Annotated in this window: 7 protein-coding genes; 3 read left to right on the forward strand and 4 right to left on the reverse strand. The window is 59.9% G+C overall.

Annotation, left to right across the window (positions count from 1 at the left end):
- Positions 1 to 869: 869 nt before the first annotated feature.
- The 4 genes from NUW23_14325 to NUW23_14340 form a co-directional block, all read right to left on the reverse strand.
- Entirely contained in the window at positions 870 to 1,025 is a 156-nt protein-coding gene (locus NUW23_14325) for a hypothetical protein (GenBank protein MCR4427336.1), read from the reverse strand.
- A gap of 61 nt (positions 1,026 to 1,086) precedes the next feature.
- Positions 1,087 to 1,701 (reverse strand): hypothetical protein, encoded by a 615-nt coding sequence (locus NUW23_14330; protein ID MCR4427337.1) that lies wholly within the window; start codon positions 1,699 to 1,701, stop codon positions 1,087 to 1,089.
- Positions 1,701 to 1,913: a hypothetical protein gene (locus NUW23_14335; GenBank protein MCR4427338.1), complete on the reverse strand. Its 213-nt coding sequence runs from the start codon at positions 1,911 to 1,913 to the stop codon at positions 1,701 to 1,703. Before NUW23_14335 ends, NUW23_14330 begins: the two co-directional genes overlap by 1 nt.
- A complete protein-coding gene (locus tag NUW23_14340; GenBank protein ID MCR4427339.1) occupies positions 1,910 to 3,238 on the reverse strand; it encodes a glycoside hydrolase family 1 protein in 1,329 nt (442 codons plus the stop codon). The genes NUW23_14335 and NUW23_14340 overlap by 4 nt, the downstream gene beginning before the upstream one ends.
- Positions 3,239 to 3,392: 154 nt before the next feature.
- Here NUW23_14340 and mtnA point away from each other — a divergent pair, with 154 nt between their 5' ends.
- The 3 genes from mtnA to nagZ form a co-directional block, all read left to right on the forward strand.
- The gene (mtnA, locus tag NUW23_14345; GenBank protein ID MCR4427340.1) at positions 3,393 to 4,547 is read left to right on the forward strand and encodes an S-methyl-5-thioribose-1-phosphate isomerase; all 1,155 of its coding nucleotides are present in this window, start codon (positions 3,393 to 3,395) and stop codon (positions 4,545 to 4,547) included.
- Between the two features lie 215 nt (positions 4,548 to 4,762).
- Positions 4,763 to 5,938, forward strand: a complete 1,176-nt coding sequence (locus NUW23_14350; protein ID MCR4427341.1) for an ROK family transcriptional regulator — start codon at positions 4,763 to 4,765, stop codon at positions 5,936 to 5,938.
- A gap of 134 nt (positions 5,939 to 6,072) precedes the next feature.
- A partial coding sequence (gene nagZ / locus NUW23_14355; protein MCR4427342.1) for a beta-N-acetylhexosaminidase occupies positions 6,073 to 7,433 on the forward strand: 1,361 nt, incomplete at its 3' end.

The following is a 7,433-nucleotide window of genomic DNA, read 5'->3' on the forward strand; positions in this document are numbered from 1 at the left end:
TCTGCGACTAACATATCCAATGCGAGGCATCACGATTAGGGCCTGGCGGGGGGTTCGGGGGGCGCAGTGATATGAACGCGCGCGTTCGGTCTTGGCCTGTTCCCCAAAATTTGGGGCCTATGTCGGCGGGAGCCCACAAATTCGTGGTCTAGATCCAAAGGATCGGTCAAGAATGTGGGCTATCCACTTGGGAGGGTCGGCGTCCCACGAGATGGACGCGGGGAGGCTCTTCCGGCCAAGCAGCCCAAAGCTGGTAGCAGGGCATATGTCCTCACGCTCTGCCGCGGGTGCCCGCCCCACGCCAGTTGAGCTCCCGATGCCCCAACAATGACCGTTATGTCAAAAACAGCAGTCATATATGAGGGCTAGTTTGCGCGCAGCCCACGGATTTGGGGTTGGCGGCGAGTCGAGGCAGTCCACGACGAGTCTCAATGGAGACGCCATCTCGACTTCGTCTGCGTCGATCCATACACCCGCGTTCCGCATGTAGATGCTTCCAGTCTCGCATTTAAGGGGACGCCGTTTACCTTATTTGGCGAAGGCTCGGTGTAGACGTCAGCGCTAAAGTCCGCAGGTCCGCCAACCGGAGAAGCGTCCGCGAGCCAAAGGACCGGTCGGAGTTTTGCCGGGCGCGGCCAACCACCGCTTGTCGGAGTGGCGACAAGTTCTGAGGTGCACTTGTCGTCTGGCCGACAAGTCCCGTCCAAAACCCGTTGGAATTCCGACAAGCTGCTGGGCGGCCAGCAAGCGTGCGCCTCCGGGCTATAGATCACCCAAGGCGCACAGATAGACCTTTGGCTGTCATCCCCGGAACTCCCGCCCACCGGATGTTACATGCGGAACGTGGGCATACAGGCTTGTACCCTTGGCTAGCCTTCGGTAGCATTCTCGGAGTTCGGAGCACGCTTGAGTCTCTCTACTTCCTCGGACAGCCGCTGGACATCCTTCCTCAATGCGGCCGCCTGCGAGAGTGCAGCTATGGCAAAGACGAAGGCTATGGGAGCGAAAAACGACAACACTTCCATACTAACCAACTCGCTTTCGCGTCGGATTAGGGGGTGCCTGATGTTGCACGTGGAACGCGGATCACACTTGCCGGTCAAAGTATCGTCTCGACACGACGATCACGCCCAGGGTGACGATGAGGGGGATGCCAATGAGCGCTGCAAGGCGAGCTCCTTGTAGTGGCACTCCCTCCAGGATCCCCGCCTCTGTCGGCAGGAGTCTCAGTACCGACAGAATCTCCGAAAGGCTTGACTGCACCAGCGTCGCGACTGAAGAAAACGTCAGCAGACCGAAGTAACCCACAGACCCCCACCAGGCCCACGCCCGCCGCCTCAATAGGCCCAAGGTCAAGAATGCCAGACCTGCTATTGAGATGTCCAGCGCAACGACGCCTTGGATATCAGACAGCCAGATGCCGAACAGCGGGAAGACGCCATTGAAGAACAGGGGAACGTGCATCGCGATCGCGTAGAATGCGAACAAGACAGCCAGAACCAGCACTGGTATAGGCAAGCTTTCGATCCAATACGAGTTCGCGTCCTTGGCCTCAAATATCCGCCTAACGTTCTGGCTCCTGTAAAACGGAATCAACAATCCCCGCGCCAGCAGATAAGACACTCCCAACGCGACAACCACGAGCAAGGCAGCGGTGGAAGAGAGCTCCTTGACGGACGACATGAAGACGAATACAGCCATCAAATGACCTGCCAAGCGATGCTGCCGAACATGAGCGAACCAAACCCGAATCCTTCGTAATGGAAGCGTCCGCCCTCAGAGAAAAGATAGAAGCAGTAGATTTCGGCTGGCCCAAGGAGAGCCGCGGCAGCGCCAACTAGGAGCAGCAGGACTCCGATGATGGCTAGGATCAGAGTCCGATCCTTATGACGGTCATCACACTCTCTCATCATGTCTCATCCTCGTCATTGCATCCAGCGTACCCCTGCACATAACTTGCGATCTCATCGGTCACTCCATTCGCCCTGGCGATCTTCCCATAGATCTCGGCGCTCTGCCGCGGGATTCTGGCGAGCGCCGGGTCTGCCCGGTCGATGGCGTATAGGCCGAACTTCTGGGAGTAACCGGCGCGCCACTCGAAGTTGTCCGCGAGAGTCCAATGGAAGTAGCCTCGGACGTCCACCCCGGAGTCGATCGCCCTTCGCACCTCCCGGAGGTGGTCAACTATGTACTTGGGGCGCAGGGCGTCTGCGCGGTCGGATATCCCATTCTCCAGGATGTAAACGGGGACGCCCAGGCTTTTGACGTCTGAGAGGACGTGAAAGAATCCTTCGGGGCAGATGGGCCACCCGAAATCTGTTCGGACAGCGTCAGCCGGGATGACTTCGGCGCTGAACCCGTTGGCTAGCCCGTTGAGACGGAATGCCACAGTCCTGCTGAAGTAGTAGTTGACTCCCATGTATGTGAAGGCGCGGGCAAGCCCCGGGACCGCGACGCCGTTGCCTACTGGTCCAGGGGCGACCCCGGTTGCTAGGGCTTCGATGATTGTAGCGTTGAGGGCTCTTCGCTGGAAGCCGGCGACGAGCAGGTCGAGCAGGTTTCGCCGGGCAGGCTTGAAGTAGGCCATGTTGTGGGCGACCCCGATCATCGCGTCTTGACCAGGCGGGGATTCGCTGCGGATGATGTTGAAGGCCTCTACGTGTCCGAGCAGGAGATGGCGGAGGACGATCCTGGCCGCGCGCAAGGATCTTTTCTCGGGAGGGAAGTGGCCTGTGATGTAAGAGAAGAGCACATAGACCATGGGCTCATTCAGAGTGCACCAGAGGGCCGGGTACTGCCCTAGGCGCGCGACCACTTGGCCGCAGAACGCAGCGAATCTGTCTACAGTCGCGGGGTTTTCCCACCCGCCCATGTCAGCGACCCATTTCGGCAGCACCCAGTGGTACAGGGTGAGACACACCGCGATCCCCCGGCTCTCGAGGCCTTTCATCATCTGTTCGTACCGATCGAAGGCGGCGTCGTCCCATTCGCCGGGCCTGGGCTCGACGCGGGACCACTCGATGCCCATTCTGTAGGCGTTCAGCCCCATGGAGCGCATCAAGTCGAAATCCTCTTCCCACCGGTTCCACGAATCGCACGCAAGGCCGGATGTGGACCCGTCTTGGATCTTGCCAGGCTCCCATGCCCACCAGTCGCTCGCGGTGTTGTTCCCTTCGATCTGGTGACCCGCGGTCGCGGCGCCCCAGAGGAAGCCCTCGGGAAAGCTGAAGCCTTTCATGTGTCCGCCCGCCTCCTGGAATACTTGGAGTAGGTACGTTGCCGGTATTCGACGGAACGCGGGCCGCGCCTGCTTATGGGTGAAGGAATCCGGTGCCTGCCCGAGAAGATCACTGCATACTTGGGTGCCTGTAAACCCTTTAGGGGGCAGCGCAATGAACGAGACGATGCTGGCGGGAAGCGAGCCCCGCCCGAGCCTAGTGCCAATAGCCTGGGACGGACAGGCTGGAGCGGTCCGGCTCATCGACCAGACGCTTCTGCCGGTCGAGGTGAAGTACATGGAGGTGCGCACCTTGGATCAGATGATCGAGGCCGTGAAGGCGCTCCGGGTCCGCGGGGCGCCGGCAATCGGAATCGCCGCGGCGTTCGGAGTGTACCTTGCCGTGAAAGACGAGGAGTTCAGAGATTCGGATGGTTTCCTCCACAAGGTGCGGGAGGCATGCCAGCGGATGGGAGGCGCCCGTCCGACCGCCGTGAACCTGTCGTGGGCACTCGCGAGGGTCCGAAGGACGGCGGAGGTTGCGGCGCGGGAGGCGACTGGGACGCGGGACTACCTGGCAGGAGGCGCGCAGGAGGGCATGCGCCAGGACGGAAGTACCGGGTTCGCGGAGGCTATCCTCCGAGAGGCGCTCGCCATGATCGAGGAAGATCACCGCGTCTGCCGCGCCATCGGCGTGCATGGGGCCACATTGATCCTTGAAGGCGCGAAGGTGCTTACTCACTGCAACGCGGGAGGGTTGGCCACCGCAGGGCTGGGCACAGCACTCGCAACCATGTTCGTCGCTCACGAGCAGGGGAGACGGTTTGAAGTATGGGTGGATGAGACCCGCCCACTCCTGCAGGGCTCGCGCCTGACTGCCTTCGAGCTCGCACAGGCGGGCATCCAGGCGACTGTGATCTGTGACAACATGGCGGCATCCCTGATGGGAAGCCACCAGGTCGACTTGGTAATGGTCGGCGCGGACCGGGTTGCTGCCAACGGAGACGTGTGCAACAAGATCGGTACCTACGGGCTTGCATGCCTTGCGCGCATGCATGGGATTCCGTTCTACGCCGCCTGCCCAACATCCACTCTCGACCTTGCCACGCGGACAGGGGACGACATCCCGATCGAACAGAGGGATCCGCGAGAGGTCACCCACGGGTTTGGAAGGCAGACCGCCCCGGACGGCGTGGCCGTTTACAACCCCGCATTCGACGTCACTCCGGGTCACATGGTCACGGCCATCGTGACCGAGCGCGGCATAGTCCACCCGCCTTACCGCAAAGGCCTTGCGGAGATCGCGGGAGGGGGGTCCACAGAGCCCTGAACGTGCCTACGAGTGTGCACTCACTAGTCCTCTGTCATCTGGTTTGGAGCTACGACCGTATTTCTCTTGAGTCCCTGGTGATTCTCATAGGAAGCCATTCTCCGAACTGAATGCCACAGGGCGCACAGGAAGGTATTGACACCCGTACACGTGGGGGCTATAATCGTGGTGAGATATTTGCATACTGCACAAAAGCTGAAAGGGCACACCCGATGATGAGGTTAAGGCGATCACTCTCCAGTACCCGTCTTATCAGATCGTTCAACGTGGTCTCGGTACTGCAGACTCTTTATCGAGAAGGCGCGTGTTCAAAGGCGAGAATCGCGGAGATTACACAAATGAGCCCTGCGACTGTCACCAGAATCATCTCGGAGCTGGTGAGGCAAGGGGTGGTTGCTGAGCATCAGGTAGCAGAGTCCACCGGCGGGCGAAAGCCGATCATCTTTCGGCTGAACTACGACAAGCTCTACGTTGTCGGAATCCAACTGGTCCGCGACCGAATCGCTCTCGGAGTGTGCGACCTCAAGGGGAAGATTCTCAGCCGAAGATCTTTTCAATCATACTCTCTCGAACCCCGGGATCTTGTTGTGGAGCTTGCCAAGGAGTTCGAACTTCTCTTTGCTTCTAACGGAGTCGAGCGGGAGCACATCCTCGGAATCGGCCTCGCCATATCCGGCATCGTGGACGCGGAGACGGGTGTACTGCTTCGCTCAGTCAATCTCGGATGGCACAACGTCGCCATCTCGGAGGCCTTGGAACACGCTCTGGGGTTCCCCGTCGCGGTTGAGAACGACGCCAACGCAGCGGCTCTTGGAGAGTTCTGGTTCGGGTGTGCCAAGGACGTGCCGAATTTCATGTACCTGAAAACCGACACAGGCGTCGGGGCCGGTGTCGTGTGCGAGAGGAACATCCTGACAGGTCCGCGGGGGATGGTGGGGGAGATCGGCCACACGCCGGTGGTCAAAGATGGGCGAGAGTGTGTATGCGGCCAGCGGGGATGCCTCGAGACTTATCTCTATGTCCAAGGGATTCTGAGGCGCTATGAGTGTGAAACCGGAATCCACCTGCGGCATGCCGCGGACTTCTTCCAGCGTGCGCTCTTATCGGACGTTGTGGCAAGTGCCATGGTGGACGAAGCTGCCGAGGCCTTGACCACAGTGGTGTCCTTCGCTGCTAACATGCTCGATCTCGACCTCGTGGTCATAGGGGGTTTGTGGGGAGAACTGGGTGACGTCTTCTGCGGACGTCTAGAGGCCAGGTCCAACCGGATCATCGAAAGGAGCGGGCTTTCGAAGACACTTCGAGTGAGAGGGTCAGCCTTGGGCGAGGACTCCGACATTCTTGGAGCCGTGAGCACAGTGATCAACAGGTGGTTCACTCCGCCGATCTAGTGGACACACCTGAGTGTGTTCCAGCCGTGAACCGCAGAGTCTTGTGAGGGTGTTAGCAGGGGGAATCCTCGCGCATGTGATGAGGGCTTCGAACATGCGAACTTCTTTTCAATAAGAGAATAAGGAGCAAGCGAATGGTACCAGAGTTCGAGTCTCTTATAGGTCAGGTATTCATCACGGGCATGGCCGGGTACGAACTGCATCCCGCGTTCGAGGAGCACTATTTCCGGTGCCCGTCGGGGGGATTCATTCTGTTCGGTCGGAATGTCCGTGACGCCGAACAGCTCAGAACGCTCACCTCCAGTCTTTGTGGGCTGGTTTCTGCGCATAACCCCAACTGTGGAAGACCTTTGATCGGTGTGGATCAGGAAGGGGGCAGTCTGTCGCCGCTTCGCAAAGTGGTGACATCACTCCCGGGCAACATGGGGCTTGCGGCCACAAGAGACCCCGGGGCAGCCAGGTACGCAGGGTATGTGTCCGGGTGCGACCTGTCTTCACTCGGCATCAACCTGAGTTTTGCCCCCGTTCTCGATCTGGCACGGAACCCGGCGAACCCTGCCGTCGGCACCAGGTCTTTTGGGGACCAACCTGACCGGGTCGCCGAGTTCGGCCTGTCATACGCCCGAGGCCTCTCAGAAGCCGGGGTTCTTTTCACCGCCAAACACTTCCCGGGCCACGGTAGCGTTTCAGAGGACTCCCATATCTCGCTTCCGGTATGCACAGCGAACAGAAGTGAACTGGAGAGAGAAGATCTCGTGCCGTTCCGACAGGTAATCGGGTTGCCGTATTCCGCGGTAATGGCGGCTCACGTCAAGTTCACTGCTTTTGACTCTGACCATCCTGCCTCTCTATCCAGGCCCTTGGTGACGGACTTGCTCAGAGGGGACATGGGTTTCGACGGAGTAGTACTCACCGATTGCCTAGAGATGAATGGGCTGCGGGCGGTCGGCACGGTGCCTGACACTGCGGTTATGGCGATCGAAGCCGGCTGCGACATCGTCCTGGTGAGTCACACTCTGGAGCTTCAGGAGGCGGCCTTCGACAGGGTACGGGATGCCGTCCGGTCAGGCAGGATCGGTATTGACCGGATTCTGCAGTCCGTCGAGAGAATCCACAGGTGGAAGCGGGGGCTGGTGCCCCATGCGTGCGCTCACCCCGTCTGGAGCTGGACACCGGAACTCCTGGGAGAGCGGGTAGTATCATTCATTCCCGGAGATGCTGCTCGACCGTGGGAGTTCGGGCCCGACCCGATTGTGATAGTGACTCCGGAGATGGGTTCGGTCACCTTGGCCGAGGACTCCAACGACATCTCTTGTCTCGAGGATGAACTCGTTCGGCAGGATGTAGAGACACTGAGGGTAAGGTGCTCGTTGAACCCAGATACGAAAGAGATCGGCCGGGTAATGGCCTGCATCTGGGAGCACGAGCGGGATGTCGCGGTGGGCACTGGTCGCGGACCCAGTGCCCGCTGCGCACGTTCGAGTGCCCCCGGATC

The sequence above is a fragment of the Bacillota bacterium genome (assembly GCA_024655925.1).
In the GTDB taxonomy this organism is placed as follows: Bacteria; Bacillota; DTU025; order DTU025; family JANLFS01; genus JANLFS01.